Origin of the sequence: Planococcus sp. ISL-109 (assembly GCF_018613655.1) — a bacterium.
In the GTDB taxonomy this organism is placed as follows: domain Bacteria; phylum Bacillota; class Bacilli; order Bacillales_A; family Planococcaceae; genus Planococcus.
Map to the genome: position 1 here is coordinate 29,316 of NZ_JAGGPW010000018.1, position 17,764 is coordinate 47,079.

Below are 17,764 nucleotides of genomic sequence, written 5' to 3' on the forward strand. Positions count from 1 at the left end.
AGTTTTGGGGTTTTTTGTTTTTATAGAATGTTCAATTGCGGTGTACGGGCTTTTTGCGTTTCTCTGACAAAAGCGGATACCCCGGTTCTCGTTAATTCTTTGATGCCGTATGGCTTCATCAAATCGATGAAGGCTTCGATCTTTTCAGGATCGCCTGTCACTTGGAAAGTCGTAACGTTTTTGCTCATATCGACCACCGTCGCACGGAACGGCTCCACAATGCTGTAAATCTCACTGCGCACAGCAGGTGGTGCGACGACTTTGATCAATGCAAGTTCCCTCATGACCATCGCTTTATCGGTAATGTCATTAACTTTGAGGACGTCGATTTGCTTTTGCAGCTGCTTCAGCAACTGCTCGAGTTTTCGCTCATCCTCGACGTTGACGACAAAGGTCATTTTGGAAATGCCTGCCTGCTCGGTGTGCCCAACAGAAATGCTTTCAATATTGAATTGGCGCTTCATCAACAGGCCGGTCACTCGGTTCAAGACGCCGCTCTGGTTGATTACCGTTGTTGTGATTACTCGCTTCATTCGCCTTTCACTCCGATCATTTCGTTCAGCCCTTTGCCTGGCGCGACCATCGGGTAGACGCATTCCAACTGGACTACCCGGCAATCGATGAGCGCCGGCCCATCTGACTCAAACGCTTTTTTGAATACTTCTTCCGCTTCTTCCATCGTTTCGACTTTATAGCCGTCGATATCATAAGCCGCAGCCAGTTTGACGAAATCCGGTTGCACCGGCATCATTGATTGGGAATACCTTTGTTCATAGAAGGTTTCCTGCCACTGGCGAACCATGCCGAGGCTCTCATTGTTTAGGATAACCACTTTAACCGGTAGCCGGTACTCCTGTAATAACGACAACTCCTGCAAAGTCATCTGGAAGCCAGCATCGCCGACGACCGCAACGACCATTTCTTCCGGTCTTGCAAACTTTGCGCCGATCGCTGCCGGAAATCCGAAGCCCATCGTTCCAAGACCACCGGATGTGACCCAGTTATGCGGGTTGTTGAAGCGGTAATACTGCGCCGTCCACATTTGATGTTGTCCGACGTCTGTTGTGACGATTGCATCGCCACCAGTCAAGCGGTGAATCAACTCGACCGCTTCCTGAGGCATGATTCCTTTGCGTTCCTTCTGGTGGTATTGAAGCGGATACGCTTGCTTGTATGCATTGAGCTTGCCGTGCCACTCTTGTGTATCTGGACTTTCGAAATTGCTCTTCAATAATTCAAGCAGTGCCGCTTTCGCATCCGACACGATTGGGATTGCTGTCGGAACATTTTTCCCGATTTCCGCAGGGTCGATGTCGATGTGGATGACTTCTGCGTTCGGCGCGAATGCTGCCAAGTTTCCTGTAAGCCGGTCATCAAAGCGGGCGCCGATATTGAGAAGTACATCACATTCGCAAATCGCCGTATTCGCTGCATAAGTTCCGTGCATCCCACCCATTCCAAGGAACAGCTTGTGGTCACCGCCGATAGTGCCGAGCCCGAGCAATGTATTGACAATCGGAATTTGATGATGTTCAGCGAATGTCTGAAGCTCTTCTGAAGCTCTTGCTGCAAGCACCCCAGCACCCGCAAGAATCACCGGTTTTTTCGCACTAGATAATAGCTTCACCGCTTTTTGGATTTGCAAATAGTTCGGCGTCATTGTCGGCTGATAACCCGGCAAGCAGACATCCGCATCCGCCTGCTTTTCTTTTCCGGTAAAGAGCATTGTCGAGATGTCTTTTGGAATGTCGACAAGGACCGGTCCGGGACGTCCTGTTGATGCGATGAAGAATGCCTCTTTGATAATCCGCGGCAAATCCTCCACTTTCTTCACTTGATAATTATGTTTCGTGATTGGCTGTGTGATGCTGACGATATCGGCTTCCTGAAAAGCGTCCGTTCCGATAACCGATGTCGCAACTTGTCCAGTAAAGATAACCAGCGGCAACGAGTCGAGCATCGCATCTGCAATGCCGGTGACCAGGTTCGTTGCTCCAGGGCCGGATGTTGCAATGACCACTCCGGCTTTCCCGGAAACTCTGGCGTAGCCTTCCGCCGCATGAATTGCACCTTGTTCGTGCCGCGCCAAGATGTGCCGAACCGGATTCCGGTGCAAGGCATCATAGATTGGTAGAACCGCACCTCCTGGGTAGCCAAAAATGATTTCTACACCCTGCTGTTTCAAAGATTGAATCAATACGTCCGCCCCACTGCCGGATAATCCTTTTTTTTGTTCTTCTCTGACCTTTACGTTTACTCCCAATCTCTCCGCCTCCTTCTTCTTAAGCCTTCGGCAGTACTAAACAAAAAAGCTTTTTCATCCCTACGCAAAGAAGACATCTTCTTTGCATAGGGATGAAAAAGCTTCATGGTACCACCCTATTTCACTGCGATTTGCAGCCTCTTGGATAATTACTTATCCGTTGATAACGATAACCCTTATTGTGGCAGTTACCGGGAACACCTAAAGGGCCTAAGCCGTTCAGCATTCCACTCAGAGGGGATGTCGCATCTGGCAGCATTGCCGGCTTCCACCGCCCCGGCTCTCTGTAAATGCTGTATTCCGTTTGCTTTAACCTCGTCATTGAATTGCTTTATGAAATTTTAGACAACATTTAAATGTTCGCTATAAACTTTTACGCCGTCTTGCTGGACCAATTCCCGGAAAGACTCGAGCAAATCCTTGGTGACCACTCCCGGCTTGCCATCGCCGATGACACGGCCATCCACCTTGATGACAGCAATGACTTCCGCTGCTGTTCCTGTTAAGAACACTTCATCCGCCACGTAGACATCGTGCCTTGTGAAAACTGCCTCTTCCATCTGGTAGCCTTTTTCGGCCGCTACTTCCATGATAGCGTTACGTGTAATGCCTTCAAGTGCCCCGACATATCCGGGAGGTGTCATCAATTTGTTTTTGCGGACGATGAAGATATTGTCAGCGGATCCTTCCGCCACATAACCTTGATCATTGAGCATGAGTGCTTCCGAAACACCCGCTAAGCTCGCTTCAATTTTCACGAGGATATTGTTCATATAGTTAAGTGATTTCACTTTCGGACTAAGGACGTCTGAGCGGCTTCTTCTTGTAGCGACTGAAACGATTTCGATGCCGCTGTCATACAATGCTTTCGGGAATAAGGAAAGCGGCTCCGCAATAACGATGACATTTGGCATCGCACAGCTGAACGGGTCAAGCCCTAAATTTCCGACGCCTCTTGAGACGACTAAGCGGATATAAGCATCTTTCAACTTATTTTGTCGGAGTGTCTCGACGACCAGCTCCGTCATTTCTTCGGGAGTGTGCGGAATTTCAAGCATCACTGATTTAGCCGAATCGTAAAGGCGTTCGAGATGCTCTTCTAAGCGGAAGACATTTCCGTTGTAGGAACGAATGCCTTCGAACACTCCATCGCCATATAGAAAGCCATGATCATAAACCGAGACCTTGGCATCTTCTTTTTTTACAAATTCACCATTCATATAGATTACTTGTTCAGTCATGATGTCCACTTCTTTCGTCGGAATTTTTTATATGGCGGTATGCCAGTGTAAATGCTTTGTTCTGTTAAATTGTTGCTATCATATCGCCTATTCCAAAGGGTGTCAACAAACAAAATGTGATTTTTTTGCTAGTTCTGAACATTTAAATCATTTGTATCCGTTTACATCGTTGTCGCAGCGCGGTTTTAGAATATTTTTAAAAAAGTTTGAATATTTTATTAAGATGCGATATATTGCGTATAAAAAGATGAAACCCTTTCCTGATTTCCCCATATAACGCTGAAACTGCAGCCTGCACTACAGAGAACCGATAATCACTTTAACAGATCGACCTAAAAAAGAAGGCAATGAATAAAGCTCACCGCCTTCTTGATAAAAACAATAAAAAAACCCCTTAGCTCATTATGAGCTAAGGGGTTTCGCTGGAGCGAATTACTTCTGGATAGAAGCTACAACGCCAGCGCCTACAGTACGTCCACCCTCACGGATAGAGAACTTAGTTCCTTCTTCAAGAGCGATTGGTGAGATAAGCTCAACATCCATTTCGATGTTGTCGCCAGGCATAACCATTTCTACTCCTTCAGGAAGGTTACAAACACCAGTCACGTCAGTTGTACGGAAGTAGAACTGTGGACGGTAGTTTGAGAAGAATGGAGTGTGACGTCCACCCTCTTCTTTTGAAAGAACATAAACTTCAGCTTTGAAGTTTGTGTGTGGCTTGACTGTGCCTGGTTTAGCAAGAACTTGTCCACGCTGAACGTCATCACGGGAAACTCCGCGAAGAAGTGCGCCGATGTTGTCGCCAGCTTCAGCATAGTCAAGCAATTTGCGGAACATTTCTACACCTGTAACAGTTGTAGTTTTTGGCTCTTCAGTAAGACCGATGATCTCAACGTTGTCACCGATTTTGATCTGTCCGCGTTCAACGCGTCCAGTAGCAACCGTACCACGACCAGTGATTGAGAATACATCCTCAACTGGCATCATGAATGGCTTGTCAGTGTCGCGTGGTGGAGTTGGGATATAGCTATCAACTGCATCCATCAATTCAACGATTTTATCTTCCCATTCTGCTTCGCCTTCAAGAGCTTTAAGTGCAGAACCTTTGATGACAGGAATGTCATCGCCAGGGAAGTCATATTCAGACAATAGGTCGCGAACTTCCATTTCTACAAGTTCAAGAAGTTCTTCGTCGTCTACCATGTCGCATTTGTTCATGAATACTACAAGGTAAGGTACGCCTACTTGACGTGAAAGCAAGATGTGCTCACGAGTTTGTGGCATTGGGCCGTCAGCAGCAGATACTACTAGGATCCCGCCGTCCATTTGTGCAGCACCAGTGATCATGTTTTTAACATAGTCAGCGTGACCAGGGCAGTCAACGTGTGCGTAGTGGCGAGTAGCAGTTTCATACTCAACGTGAGAAGTGTTGATTGTGATACCGCGCTCTTTTTCTTCAGGAGCGTTGTCGATTTGAGCGTAAGAACGAGCTTCCCCGCCTGATTTTTTAGCTAGAACTGTAGCGATTGCTGCAGTCAAAGTTGTTTTACCATGGTCAACGTGTCCGATTGTGCCAATGTTAGCGTGTGTTTTAGAACGGTCAAATTTAGCTTTACCCATTAGAAAAATCCTCCTCAAAATATAAGTTAATAGTAGTCGTTTGGAGTACCCATTGTGCAGAAAACTGCATAATGGGCATACAAACTATTTATACTTGCTTAAAGGTCAAAATTCAATTATTGCCCTTTGTTTTTCTTGATAATTTCTTCAGAAATGGACTTCGGTACTTCTGCATAGTGATCGAAGTGCATAGAGAACACACCACGTCCTTGCGTATTAGAACGCAAGTTTGTTGCATAACCAAACATTTCAGCAAGTGGAACCATTGAACGGACGACTTGTGCGTTTCCGCGAGCGTCCATACCTTCTACGCGTCCACGGCGAGACGTTACGTCACCCATGATATCGCCAAGGTATTCTTCAGGGATTACAATTTCTACTTTCATGATCGGCTCAAGGAGTACCGGGTTAACTTTCGCTACAGCGTTTTTCAGAGCCATAGAAGCTGCTACTTTAAACGCCATCTCGTTGGAGTCAACATCGTGGTAAGATCCATCATACAATCTTGCTTTAATATCGATCAATGGATAACCGGCAATAACACCGTTATCAAGAGAGTCGCGAAGACCCGCTTCAACTGCTGGGATGTATTCACGTGGAACGACACCACCAACAACTCCATTTTCGAATTCAAAGCCAGCGCCTTCTTCGTTTGGAGAGAACTCGATCCAAACGTGTCCGAACTGACCGCGGCCACCAGACTGACGTACGAACTTCCCTTCAACTTTTGCAGACTGGCGGAATGTCTCACGGTAAGATACCTGAGGAGCTCCGACGTTTGCTTCAACGTTGAATTCGCGTCTCATACGGTCAACCAGGATATCAAGGTGGAGTTCACCCATACCCGCGATGATCGTTTGACCAGTTTCCTGGTCCGTGTGCGCACGGAAAGTTGGGTCTTCTTCTTGCAATTTCGCAAGAGCTTGGCCCATCTTGTCCTGGTCCGCTTTGGATTTCGGCTCTACCGAAAGGGAGATAACCGGTTCCGGGAAGACCATGCGCTCAAGAATAACTTGGTCTTTTTCATCGCATAGCGTATCGCCTGTAGAAGTATCCTTCAGGCCGATTGCAGCAGCGATATCTCCGCAATATACTTCAGCGATCTCTTCACGGGAGTTTGCGTGCATTTGCAGGATACGTCCTACGCGCTCACGCTTGCCTTTTGAAGAGTTCTGAACGTATGAACCAGATTTCAAAGTACCGGAGTAAACACGGAAGAACGTCAATTTCCCTACATATGGGTCTGTCATTACTTTGAATGCCAGAGCAGAGAAAGGCTCGTCTTCAGATGCTTTACGCAATACTTCTTCGTCTGAATCCGGACGAAGCGCCGTCATTGGCGGTACGTCTAGTGGAGATGGTAGGTAATCAATTACTGCATCAAGCATCAATTGAACCCCTTTGTTTTTGAAAGCAGTTCCGCAAACTACTGGATAGAACTCAACATCAAGCGTTCCTTTACGAATCGCGTTTTTCAGTTCGTCAACAGTAAGTTCTTCACCGCCGAGGTATTTTTCCATCAAGTCTTCGTCAAGTTCAGCAACAGCTTCCACTAATTTCGTGTGCCATTCTTGAGCTTGTTCTTTATACTCTTCAGGAATGTCCCCTTCAGTGATTTCAGTTCCCAAATCGTTTGCATAGAAGCGCGCGTTCATTTCAACAAGATCAATGATCCCTGAGAACTCGTCTTCTGCACCAATCGGCAATTGAATCGGATGGGCGTTAGCTTGCAGGCGATCATGCAAAGTGCCTACTGAATACAAGAAGTCTGCACCGATTTTATCCATTTTGTTAATGAATACAAGGCGCGGAACTCCGTATGTTGTCGCTTGGCGCCATACAGTTTCTGTTTGTGGCTCAACGCCTGATTGGGCATCAAGAACCGTCACAGCACCATCAAGTACGCGCAAAGAACGTTCAACTTCTACTGTAAAGTCTACGTGTCCTGGAGTATCGATGATGTTTACGCGGTGCCCTTCCCATGAAGCTGTTGTCGCAGCAGATGTGATCGTGATTCCACGCTCTTGCTCCTGCTCCATCCAGTCCATTTGAGAAGCACCTTCATGCGTTTCGCCGATTTTATGGATGCGGCCTGTGTAATACAATATACGCTCCGTAGTGGTCGTTTTACCGGCATCGATGTGTGCCATGATTCCGATATTACGTGTATTTGCTAAGGAGAACTCTCTAGGCATATGGTCTTTCTCCTTCCGTCTCGAAATAAGATTTTAAGTTTCGCAAGAAATTACCAGCGGTAATGAGCAAATGCTTTGTTGGCTTCTGCCATTTTGTGGATATCTTCACGTTTTTTGACGGAAGCACCAGTGTTGTTGGCACCATCTAGGATTTCATTTGCTAGACGCTCTTCCATAGTTTTCTCCCCACGAAGACGTGAGAATTTCACTAGGTAGCGAAGTCCAAGAGTCGTACGGCGTTCTGGGCGAACTTCAACTGGTACTTGATAGTTAGCACCACCAACGCGGCGAGCACGAACTTCAAGAACCGGCATGATGTTTTCCAACGCTTGTTCGAATACTTCAAGTGGATCTTTCCCGCTGCGTTCTTTAATTAGTTCGAACGCACCGTAGAGGATCTTTTGTGAAGTACCTCTTTTTCCATCAACCATCAATTTGTTAATCAAACGAGTTACCAATTTCGAGCTATAAATCGGATCTGGCAATACGTCACGTTTAGCTACAGGACCTTTACGAGGCATGTATGTTCCTCCTTTCAACGAAAATTATCGTTAAATCATTCTTAGGTTATTTTTTTACTTTAGGGCGTTTTGTTCCATACTTAGAACGTCCTTGCATACGGCCGCTTACTCCAGCAGTATCAAGCGCTCCGCGTACGATATGGTAACGTACACCCGGAAGGTCTTTTACGCGTCCTCCACGGATAAGAACAACACTGTGCTCTTGAAGGTTGTGGCCTTCGCCCGGGATGTATGCATTGACCTCAATTTGGTTTGTCAAACGTACACGCGCATATTTACGCAATGCGGAGTTTGGTTTTTTCGGTGTCATTGTTCCAACACGTGTGCAGACTCCGCGTTTTTGTGGAGAGCTCAAGTTAGTCTGAGACTTCTTAAAGCTGTTATACCCCTTGTTCAACGCTGGTGAGCCTGATTTAGAGCTTTTCGGTTTACGAGGCTTGCTAACCAATTGGTTAATTGTAGGCATCGATTTTTTCCTCCTCTCAAAAGGTTTTCTAATACCACATATCCAGGTGGTTCATTTTTGGGTAAAAAACAAAGTCTTTGTGATTTCACACAAAAACCGATATCCAGTAATGCCATAATGGCTACATCCAGCAAAGCTGAACGCTTTTACTGTTTTGCTTCGTACCTGACAATCATCTTCCCGACATGCAGAGATCGACAATCATCAACCTTCAATATACTATCATCCTTCCCTTGCCACTGTCAACTGTAATTTAAAAAATCCCCAGAGAGCTGATAGCCCTCCGGGAATTTCATTGTTCATCTTAGGATTCGCTTCCGACGATTTCTTCTCGCTGAGCTTTCTTTTCGCTTTGCTCGATTTCAATCTGACGGTAACGTTGCATGCCAGTCCCTGCAGGAACCAGTTTCCCGATGATGACATTCTCTTTCAGGCCAAGAAGCTCATCGCGTTTCCCTTTGATCGCCGCATCGGTAAGGACACGGGTCGTCTCTTGGAAGGACGCAGCAGACAAGAACGATTCTGTTTCAAGGGAAGCTTTCGTGATCCCGAGGATAACAGGTCGGCTAGTTGCTGGCATATTGCCGGCAAGCACTGCTTTTTCATTCGCTTCTGTGAACTGGTGAATGTCAAGAAGAGAACCTGGCAACAAGTCGGTATCTCCAGCTTCAATGACACGGACTTTACGGAACATTTGACGAACCATAACTTCAATGTGCTTATCGCCGATTTCTACCCCTTGCATGCGGTAAACTTTTTGAACTTCTTTCAATAGATACAATTGAACAGATAGAACTTCTTTCACTTGAAGCAACTGCTTCGGATCGATGGAACCATCTGTCATCACTTCACCGCGTTGAATTGTATCATCTACTTGAACCTTCAAGCGCACATTATAAGGTGTCAAGTATTTGCGGGTTTCCACATCACCTTGAATCGTGACTTCCTTCTGGCCTTCGCGGATTTCCTCAATCTCAGTAATCGTACCGGTGATTTCGGAAATAACTGCCTGGCCTTTCGGATTTCTTGACTCGAAGATCTCTTGGATACGCGGCAAACCTTGTGTAATATCGTCTCCTGCAACACCGCCTGTGTGGAACGTACGCATTGTAAGCTGTGTACCTGGCTCACCGATCGACTGGGCAGCGATGATTCCGACTGCTTCGCCGACTTCCACTTCGTCGCCTGTTGCAAGGTTCGTACCATAGCATTTTTTGCAAATTCCGTGTTTTGTATTACAAGTGAATGCAGAGCGGATCGTCACTTCTTTAAGGCCAGTCTCTATAATGATGCGAGCCAGATTTTCTGTAATGAGCGCATCTCTCTCCACTATCACTTCTTTTGTTTCAGGATGGCGAATTGTTTTCTTAGCATGACGGCCGACAATCCGTTCTTCTAACTCTTCGATTACTTCCGTGCCTTCCATGAGTGCCCCAACTAAGAGACCGCGGTCAGTGCCGCAATCATTTTCTCGGACGATCGCATCTTGGGCAACATCAACAAGGCGGCGCGTCAAGTAACCGGAGTCAGCTGTTTTCAATGCTGTATCGGCAAGACCTTTACGGGCACCGTGAGTCGAGATGAAGTATTCGAGTACTGTCAGACCTTCACGGAAAGAAGATTTGATCGGCAGTTCGATAATTCGTCCAGCCGGGTTGGCCATGAGTCCGCGCATACCTGCAAGTTGCGTGAAGTTGGACGCGTTACCACGCGCTCCAGAATCACTCATCATGTAAATCGGGTTGAGCGTATCAAGAGACGCCATCAGTTTTTCTTGAATGACATCCTTAGCTCTGCTCCAGTAAGAGATAACGCGTGTGTAGCGCTCTTCTTCCGTAATCAATCCACGGCGGAATTGCTTCATCACTTTATCCACATTGGCTTGAGCTTCTACGAGTATTTCGCCTTTATCCGGCAAAACCACGATATCTGCTACGCCGACCGTAATACCGGCTTGTGTAGAATATTTGAATCCAAGGCTCTTCATGCGATCAAGCATGCGTGAAGTTTCCGTAATATGGAAACGTTTGAATACTTCTGCAATGATTTCCCCAAGGATTTTCTTTTTGAACGGCGTTACAAGCTCTGCCTCTTTGAAATATTTGCGAATATCTGTCGTAGTTGGCGCAAAGTACTTCGCAGGTGTTTCCACTTGCAGATTGTAATCCGTCGGTTCGTTAATATACGGGAACGATTTCGGAAGAATTTCATTGAAAATCACTTTTCCGACCGTAGTCAAAAGAAGCATTTTGTTTTGTTCTTCCGTAAACGTCGGGTTGTTGACAGAGCCGGCTTGAACCGCAATACGCGTGTGCAAATGCACATGCCCAGTTTGGTAAGCGATCAGCACTTCTTCCGGTCCGGAGAATGTCGCACCTTCGCCCGTCGCGCCTTTGCGCTCAAGCGTTAAGTAGTAGTTTCCGAGAACCATATCCTGAGAAGGCGTTACGACTGGTTTACCGTCTTTCGGGTTCAAGATGTTCTGTGCTGCGAGCATTAGAAGGCGTGCTTCTGCTTGCGCTTCAGATGAAAGCGGCACGTGAACTGCCATTTGATCACCATCAAAGTCGGCGTTGTAAGCCGTACAAACGAGCGGGTGAAGACGGATTGCCTTACCTTCAACTAGTGTCGGTTCAAATGCTTGGATACCCAATCTGTGAAGCGTCGGTGCGCGGTTCAGAAGAACCGGATGCTCCTTGATGACATCTTCAAGTACGTCCCAAACTTCCGAATGGAGACGCTCGATTTTACGTTTCGCGCTCTTGATGTTATGTGCGAGTCCGCGTTCAACCAATTCTTTCATAACAAAAGGTTTGAACAGTTCAATCGCCATGCCTTTCGGCAGACCACATTGGTACATTTTCAAGTTCGGACCAACGACGATTACAGAACGCCCAGAATAATCGACACGTTTTCCGAGCAAGTTCTGGCGGAAGCGCCCTTGCTTCCCTTTCAACATATGAGAAAGAGATTTCAATGGACGGTTACCAGGTCCTGTAACAGGACGACCGCGACGGCCGTTGTCGATTAAGGCATCAACTGCTTCTTGTAGCATACGCTTTTCGTTCTGAACGATGATGCTCGGTGCACCAAGGTCAAGCAAGCGCTTGAGGCGGTTGTTCCGGTTGATGACGCGGCGGTACAGGTCGTTTAAATCGGAAGTCGCAAAACGGCCGCCGTCAAGCTGCACCATCGGACGCAATTCTGGCGGAATAACCGGCAGAACATCCAAAATCATCCAATCTGGGTTGTTTCCAGAGTTACGGAAAGACTCTACTACTTCAAGGCGTTTAATCGCACGTGTGCGGCGCTGGCCTTGAGCAGATTTAAGCTCTTCTTTCAGTGCATCTGTTTCACGCTCCAAGTCGATTTCCTGCAGCAAACGTTTGATTGCTTCAGCACCCATCGCTGCTTGGAATTTTTTGCCGAATTTATCGCGGTATGCGCGATATTCTTTTTCGGAGAGCAATTGTTTTTTCTCGAGCGGCGTATCAGCCGGATCGATGACTACGTAAGAAGCAAAGTAGATAACCTCTTCCAAAGAACGCGGGGACATATCCAAGATAAGGCCCATGCGGCTTGGAATTCCTTTGAAATACCAAATATGGGAAACCGGTGCTGCAAGCTCGATATGGCCCATGCGCTCGCGGCGCACTTTTGAACGGGTTACTTCGACGCCGCAACGATCACAGACGACACCTTTATAACGGACACGCTTGTATTTTCCGCAATGGCATTCCCAGTCTTTTGTAGGACCGAAAATACGTTCACAGAACAAGCCGTCTTTCTCAGGCTTTAACGTACGGTAGTTAATTGTTTCTGGTTTCTTGACTTCCCCATAGGACCATGAGCGAATTTTATCGGGTGATGCTAATCCGATTTTCATATACTCAAAATTATTTACATCTATCAAGGAGCCTACCTCCCTTTTGTCTCGAGTTTCTGTACGGCTCTTCCTCGGTAATGGCTAGATCGATGAGTTGCCGTCCGGCGTTTTGCCGAACGGTTTCTTCTATATATACTTTATTCAATCGTTCCTACTGTCGATTCTTCATCAGCGATTGGCAAGATATTGAGTGAGTCTGCAGGTTGCAGCTCATCTTCTTCGTCCAAATCGCGCAATTCGATTTCTTCATCGTCGATTGTCAGCATTTTGACGTCCATGCCTAAACTTTGAAGCTCTTTGATCAATACTTTGAAGGATTCCGGAACACTTGGCTCTGGAACACTTTCGCCTTTGACAATAGCTTCATAGGTTTTCACACGGCCGACAACGTCATCGGATTTAACTGTCAGGATTTCCTGAAGTGTGTGTGCAGCACCATATGCTTCTAGTGCCCAAACTTCCATCTCCCCGAAACGCTGACCGCCAAATTGCGCTTTACCACCGAGTGGTTGCTGTGTAACTAGCGAGTAAGGTCCAGTTGAACGAGCATGGAGTTTATCGTCAACCATGTGCGCCAGTTTGATCATATACATGATTCCGACGGATACGCGGTTATCGAACGGTTCACCGGAACGGCCATCATAAAGGATAGTTTTTCCGTCGCGCGGCATACCTGATTCTTCCATTGTTTCCCAGACATCTTCTTCGTTTGCTCCATCAAATACTGACGAAGCCATGTGAAGCCCTAGAGAACGGGAAGCCATACCAAGGTGAAGTTCGAGCACCTGGCCGATGTTCATACGAGACGGAACGCCAAGCGGGTTCAACATGATATCGATTGGTGTGCCATCCGGCATGAACGGCATATCTTCTTCCGGCAAAATGCGGGAGATAACACCTTTGTTTCCGTGACGGCCGGCCATTTTATCCCCAACGGAAATTTTCCGCTTCTGGACGATATATGCGCGGACCAATTGGTTAACGCCTGGCGGCAATTCGTCGCCGTCTTCACGGTTGAAAATCTTCACATCGAGCACGATTCCGCCTGCACCATGAGGCACACGCAAGGATGTATCACGCACTTCGCGTGCTTTTTCACCGAAAATCGCGTGAAGCAAGCGTTCTTCTGCTGTCAGTTCCGTAACCCCTTTAGGCGTTACTTTCCCGACGAGAATGTCGCCGTCTTTCACTTCAGCACCGACACGGATAATGCCGCGGTCGTCCAAGTTGCGCAGTGCATCTTCGCCGACGTTTGGAATATCACGCGTAATTTCTTCAGGCCCGAGTTTTGTATCACGGGAGTCTGATTCGTATTCTTCGATATGGATGGATGTATAAACGTCATCTTTCACGAGACGCTCACTCATGATGATTGCATCCTCATAGTTAAAGCCGTCCCACGTCATGAAGCCGACCAAGACGTTGCGGCCAAGAGCCATTTCCCCGCGTTCCATCGAAGGACCATCTGCGAGAATATCGCGTCTTGCTACACGGTCGCCGACTTTAACAATCGGGCGTTGGTTATAGCTGGTTCCCTGGTTCGAACGGACGAATTTCTGCAGGCGATACGTATCAAGGTCGCCTTTGACTTCATTGCCTTCTACGTTTTCGATGCGGCGAACACGAATTTCTTTCGCTTCAACAAACTCAACGATACCTTCATTCTTCGCGGTCACAGCAGCACCGGAATCACGTGCAGCAAGATGCTCCATTCCTGTTCCGACAAATGGTGCTTCCGGGTTCATGAGAGGCACAGCTTGGCGCTGCATGTTCGCGCCCATTAAAGCACGGTTGGAGTCATCATTTTCAAGGAACGGAATACACGCAGTTGCAACAGACACGACTTGCTTAGGTGAAACGTCCATGTAGTCGATGCTTGATTGTTTGTACACCGTGTTTTCACCACGGAAACGGGCAACCACTTCTTCTTCTATAAATGAGCCGTCTTCGTTCAATCTTGAATTCGCCTGTGCTACGACGTAATTATCTTCTTCATCAGCCGTCAAATAATCAATTTGGTCGGTGACTTTGTTCGTTTCCGGATCAACGCGACGGTACGGCGTTTCGATAAAGCCGAATTTATTCACTTTCGCGAACGTCGACAGCGTGTTGATCAAGCCGATGTTCGGGCCCTCAGGCGTTTCAATCGGACACATACGGCCATAGTGGGAGTAGTGAACGTCACGCACTTCAAAACCTGCGCGCTCACGCGTCAAACCACCGGGCCCAAGCGCAGATAGACGGCGTTTATGCGTCAATTCAGCAAGCGGGTTCGTTTGGTCCATAAACTGGGACAATTGGGAACTGCCGAAAAACTCTTTAATCGATGCAATAACCGGACGGATATTGATCAATTGCTGCGGAACGATTGATTGCGTATCATTGATCGACATGCGCTCGCGCACTACGCGTTCCATACGGGACAACCCGATACGGAACTGGTTCTGCAAAAGCTCACCGACTGAACGCAAACGACGGTTTCCGAGGTGATCAATATCATCGGTATTGCCGACCCCATGCAACAAGTTAAAGAAATAACTAATGGAAGAGATGATGTCAGCCGGCGTTACGTTTTTAATCTTATCTTCTATATATGCGTTGCTGATGACGGTGATTTCTTTTTGCTCTTCGTCATTTGGCGCATAGATTTTAATGGACTGAAGCGTTACATCGTCTTCCAGCACGCCTCCAGCTTGAGATACTGTGTGGAATCCGACGCCGTTTTCCAAGTTTGGAATCAAGCGGTCAAGCACGCGACGGTCAATGACTGTTCCAGCTTCCACCAAAATTTCACCTGTTTCCGGATCGACGAGCGTTTCTGCAATCGTCTGGTTGAACAAACGATTTTTGATGTGAAGCTTTTTGTTCATTTTGTAGCGACCGACATTTGCCAGATCATAGCGTTTTGGGTCGAAAAAGCGAGAGTAAAGCAAACTTTTAGCGCTCTCTACTGTCGGTGGTTCTCCAGGACGCAGGCGCTCATAAATCTCGAGAAGCGCTTTTTCTGTATTCTCAGTGTTGTCTTTATCCAGCGTGTTTTGCAAGTATTCGTTGTCGCCAAGCAATTCGATGATTTCTTGGTCGGACCCGAATCCTAGCGCACGCAAAAGCACCGTAACCGGTAATTTACGCGTGCGGTCGATCCGGACGTATACGACATCTTTTGCATCGGTTTCATACTCCAGCCATGCCCCACGGTTTGGAATGACAGTAGCGCCGAAACCTCTTTTGCCGTTTTTGTCTGTTTTGTCATGGAAGTAAACACTTGGCGAGCGGACCAATTGGGAAACAATGACGCGTTCCGCTCCGTTAATAACAAAAGTTCCAGTTTCAGTCATCAATGGGAAATCACCCATAAAGACATCTTGTTCTTTCACTTCGTCGGTTTCTTTGTTGTGCAGGCGCACTTTTACGCGGAGTGGCGCTGCATAAGTAACGTCGCGCTCTTTCGATTCATCGACTGGATATTTCGGATCTGACAGGCTATAATCGACAAATTCCAAAGATAGATTTCCTGTGAAATCTTCGATTGGTGAAATGTCGCGGAACATTTCACGGAGCCCTTCTTCCAAGAACCATTCGTAAGAAGACGATTGGATCTCGATCAGATTCGGGAGATCCAGCACTTCACTGATTCTCGAAAAACTTCTGCGTTGACGATGCTGACCGTACTGAACTAGTTGACCTGTCAACTTATTCACCCCTCAATAAAACGATTATAGGACTTTGCGATATCTGTAAAATAGTGTATGATATCGAAAAGACAAAAGAAAACGAGACCGCATATGAGCTCATTTCCGGTTTACACATGTTCAAACGGGCCGCCATGCTATGCCCGAAAAAGGGCAAACGACCTCAAAATAATATTTTTTGCATTTTATTATAATATCACAAGCAATTTGTCAAGTCAAATTTTTCTGGCTTCAAAAATAAAGTAACCTTTCTTCTTTTCGGCGATGCGGACGTCACCGAACAACTCCTGCAATTTCTCTTGCGTCGAAGGGGCTCCCTGTTTTTTCTGGATGACCACCCACAACGAGCCGGAACGTGCGAGCTTGCTATACGCTTCTTCATAAAACCGGAATACAGTCTCTTTTCCCGCGCGGATCGGCGGATTCGTTAAGATCGCGGCAAATTCTTGTTGCGTGACATTGACAAGCCTATCACTTTCATAGATAGAAACATTTTCAACACCGTTTAATACGGTGTTTTTTTGTGCGAGTTCAACGGCTCTAGCGTTGACATCAACCATATGAACGTGTCTTTGGGGAAATGCTTTGGCGATGGCCATTCCGATCGGCCCATACCCACAGCCGACATCAAGGACTGATCCTTCTATGCCCGGCTCTTCAAACGCCTCAATCAATAAACGTGAACCGAAATCGACCTCACTTTTGCTGAAAACGCCTGAATCCGTCTGAAACCGGAACGTCTCGCCTCGCAATGTGTTGGTCCACTCTTGAGGATTGCTTTTGGTTTGAGGATTTTTGGAATAATAATGTTGGGACATGCGAAGCCCTCCTTCCATCATGCAATCTCGGCAGTTGCCGGATTGGATTTAAAAAGAAGAAAAAGCCCGTCGGTGAATACTGACGAGCTTTCTTTCTTATAGTTTAGTTAGATTACTTAACTTCTACAGAAGCGCCAACTTCTTCAAGTTTGCCTTTGATTTCTTCAGCTTCTTCTTTAGTAGCGCCTTCTTTGATAGCTTTAGGAGCTTCGTCTACAAGAGCTTTCGCTTCTTTAAGACCAAGACCAGTTACTTCACGCACTGCTTTGATGACTTTGATTTTTTGGTCGCCAGCAGCGTTGAGAACTACGTCGAACTCAGTTTGTTCTTCTTCAACAGCAACAGCACCAGCTGCAGCAACTGGTGCAGCTGCAGTTACGCCGAACTCATCTTCGATTGCTTTTACTAGGTCGTTAAGTTGAAGAACTGTCATTTCTTTGATTGCGTCTAAAATTTGTTCTTGTGTCATTATAATTTCCTCCTATGATAGGTAATTTTTTGTGTTGCTCAGGAAACCGACTGATTAAGCGCCCTGTTCTTCTTTTTGGTCTGCAACTGCTTTTGTAGTAGCAGCGAAGTTGCGGACTGGAGCTTGTAGTACACTGAGTAGCATAGACAATAGGCCATCGCGGGATGGAAGTTCAGCAAGAGCTTTCATTTCATCTGCAGATGCAACATTGCCTTCAATGATACCAGCTTTGATTTCTAGTGCTTCGTTGACTTTAGCGAATTTGTTGATGATTCGCGCAGGAGCAACGACATCTTCGTTTGAGAACGCGATAGCGTTTGGTCCTGTGAAATGTTCGTTGATCGCTTCAAGGCCATGCATTTCTGTCGCGCGGCGAGTCATGGAGTTTTTGTAAACTTTGAACTCGACGTTTTCTTCACGAAGCTGTTTACGAAGTTCAGTAAGTTGCGCAACGTTCAAACCGCGGTAATCGACAACGACAACGGATGCTGCAGCTTCGAACTTGTCAGCGATTGTTTGCACAACAACTTTTTTCGTTTCAATAGCTTTGCTCATATGGGCACCTCCTATAGATTTGTCATTCATACCGTCCG

At 46.7% G+C, this 17,764-nt stretch carries 12 protein-coding genes and 1 other annotated feature (1 of these 13 running past the window's edge); all 12 genes read right to left on the bottom strand.

Annotated features, from left to right (window positions below; all coding sequences use genetic code 11):
• Positions 1-20 precede the first annotated feature (20 nt).
• On the bottom strand, positions 21-533 hold the full coding sequence (gene ilvN / locus J7E21_RS12550) for an acetolactate synthase small subunit (protein ID WP_215108258.1): 513 nt from the start codon (positions 531-533) through the stop codon (positions 21-23).
• Positions 530-2,263 carry a biosynthetic-type acetolactate synthase large subunit gene (gene ilvB / locus J7E21_RS12555; protein WP_215108260.1) on the bottom strand — a complete coding sequence of 578 codons (1,734 nt, stop codon included), beginning with the start codon at positions 2,261-2,263 and terminating at the stop codon, positions 530-532. Before ilvB ends, ilvN begins: the two co-directional genes overlap by 4 nt.
• Before the next feature lie 341 nt (positions 2,264-2,604).
• A complete protein-coding gene (ilvE, locus tag J7E21_RS12560) occupies positions 2,605-3,504 on the bottom strand; it encodes a branched-chain-amino-acid transaminase (protein ID WP_215108262.1) in 900 nt (299 codons plus the stop codon).
• 432 nt (positions 3,505-3,936) lie between these two features.
• Complete coding sequence (tuf, locus tag J7E21_RS12565; protein ID WP_215108264.1) at positions 3,937-5,124, bottom strand: elongation factor Tu; 1,188 nt, start codon at positions 5,122-5,124, stop codon at positions 3,937-3,939.
• 116 nt (positions 5,125-5,240) lie between these two features.
• Positions 5,241-7,319, bottom strand: coding sequence for an elongation factor G (fusA, locus tag J7E21_RS12570; protein ID WP_215108266.1), 2,079 nt, complete (start codon positions 7,317-7,319; stop codon positions 5,241-5,243).
• A gap of 50 nt (positions 7,320-7,369) precedes the next feature.
• Positions 7,370-7,840, bottom strand: coding sequence for a 30S ribosomal protein S7 (gene rpsG / locus J7E21_RS12575; protein ID WP_215108268.1), 471 nt, complete (start codon positions 7,838-7,840; stop codon positions 7,370-7,372).
• Positions 7,841-7,886: 46 nt separating this feature from the next.
• Entirely contained in the window at positions 7,887-8,306 is a 420-nt protein-coding gene (rpsL, locus tag J7E21_RS12580; RefSeq protein ID WP_215108270.1) for a 30S ribosomal protein S12, read from the bottom strand.
• 304 nt (positions 8,307-8,610) lie between these two features.
• Positions 8,611-12,219 (bottom strand): DNA-directed RNA polymerase subunit beta', encoded by a 3,609-nt coding sequence (gene rpoC / locus J7E21_RS12585; RefSeq protein ID WP_215108272.1) that lies wholly within the window; start codon positions 12,217-12,219, stop codon positions 8,611-8,613.
• A 110-nt stretch (positions 12,220-12,329) separates the two neighbouring features.
• Entirely contained in the window at positions 12,330-15,884 is a 3,555-nt protein-coding gene (gene rpoB, locus J7E21_RS12590; RefSeq protein WP_215108274.1) for a DNA-directed RNA polymerase subunit beta, read from the bottom strand.
• A gap of 215 nt (positions 15,885-16,099) precedes the next feature.
• Entirely contained in the window at positions 16,100-16,702 is a 603-nt protein-coding gene (locus J7E21_RS12595) for a class I SAM-dependent methyltransferase (protein WP_215108276.1), read from the bottom strand.
• Positions 16,703-16,814: 112 nt separating this feature from the next.
• The gene (rplL, locus tag J7E21_RS12600; RefSeq protein WP_215108278.1) at positions 16,815-17,171 is read right to left on the bottom strand and encodes a 50S ribosomal protein L7/L12; all 357 of its coding nucleotides are present in this window, start codon (positions 17,169-17,171) and stop codon (positions 16,815-16,817) included.
• Positions 17,172-17,225: 54 nt separating this feature from the next.
• Positions 17,226-17,726: a 50S ribosomal protein L10 gene (rplJ, locus tag J7E21_RS12605; RefSeq protein ID WP_215108280.1), complete on the bottom strand. Its 501-nt coding sequence runs from the start codon at positions 17,724-17,726 to the stop codon at positions 17,226-17,228.
• A 35-nt stretch (positions 17,727-17,761) separates the two neighbouring features.
• Positions 17,762-17,764 (bottom strand) — a sequence feature (ribosomal protein L10 leader region); it runs 148 nt beyond the window's last position.